Annotated in this window: 1 protein-coding gene; it reads left to right on the forward strand. The window is 75.5% G+C overall.

The window, feature by feature from the left end; translation table 11 throughout:
• On the forward strand, positions 1–1,394 hold a 1,394-nt coding region (locus tag A7A76_RS20125; protein WP_206412981.1), incomplete at both ends, for an adenosine deaminase.

Here is a 1,394-nt window from a genome sequence, read left to right on the forward strand (position 1 = left end):
GGCCCTGGCCGCGCTCGCCGCCGCCGCGCAGGCGCGCGCGCGCACGGACGCCGAGGACGCCGAAGCGGCCACCGCCGCTTACTTCGAGCGCGTGCGCGCCAGCCCGCCGCATCTGCGCGCGTTGCTGCAGGCGATGCCCAAGGGCGGCGACCTGCACAGCCACCTCAGCGGCGCGGTCTACGCCGAAGACTATCTGCGCTGGGCCGGCGAAGACGGCCTGTGCCTGCAACGCGAGGATGCGCGCCTGGCCGCGCCGCCGTGCGCGCCGCCGGCGAGCGTGGCGGTGGACGCGGCGCCATTGGAGCTGTACGGCCGCGCCATCGATGCGATGTCGGTGCGCGGCTACGAGCGCGGCATCGGCGATCCGCAGGTGCCGGTCGAACAGCGCTTCTTTTCCGCGTTCGATCGTTTCCGCATCCTCTCGCGCCAGCGCGGCGGCGACATGCTCGCGGCGGTGCGCCGCATCGCCGCGGGCGAGCACACCGCCTATCTGGAACTGATGCAGGTGCCGCCGGCCGGGCGCGGTTTCGCCGACACCGCGCCCATCGGCGACGACGGCCGCGGCTTCGCCCAGTGGGCGCAGACGCTGCGGCCGGCGCTGGCCGATGCGGTGCCGCGCGCGCGCGCCGAACTCGACCGCGACGAAGCGCAGGCCGCCGCCGCGCTGGGCTGCGCCGGCAGCGCGCCGCAGCCCGGCTGCGCGGTGGAAGTGCGTTACCTGATCACCGCCACGCGCACCCACGAACCGGCGCGGGTGTTCGCCGACCTCGCCTTCGCCTTCGCCCTGGCCGCGGCCGATCCGCGCTGCGTCGGCGTCGACCTGCTCGGCCCCGAGCATCATCGGCTGGCGGCGCGCGATTACGCCCTGCACATGCGCATGATCGCGTTCTTCAGGCAGCGCCATCCGGCGGTGCGGGTATCGCTGCATGCCGCCGAGCTGAACCCCGCGCTGGCGCCGCCGCAGGACTTGCGCGGCCACATCCGCCAGGCGGTGGAGGTCGCCGGCGCGCAGCGCATCGGCCACGCCGCCGCGCTGGCCTACGAAGACGACGCGGCATCGCTGTTGCAGACCATGGCGCGGCAACGCGTCGCGGTGGAGATCAACCTGTCCAGCAACGCCGCCATCCTCGGCCTGCGCGGCGCCGCGCACCCGCTGGCGCTGTACCGCGCCGCCGGCGTCCCGGTGGTGCTGTCCACCGACGACCAGGGCATCCTGCGCAGCGACCTGAGCGGCGAATACCAGCGCGCCGCGCAAGAGCAAGGCCTGGGCTACCGCGACCTCAAGCGCATCGCCCGCGACAGCCTGCACTACGCGTTCCTGCCCGGCGCCAGCCTGTGGCGCGACGTCGCCGGCGGCGCGCGCGCGCCGGCCTGCGCCGGCGCCGATGCGCGCG

Origin of the sequence: Lysobacter enzymogenes (assembly GCF_017168095.1) — a bacterium.
Classification (GTDB): domain Bacteria; phylum Pseudomonadota; class Gammaproteobacteria; order Xanthomonadales; family Xanthomonadaceae; genus Lysobacter; species Lysobacter enzymogenes_D.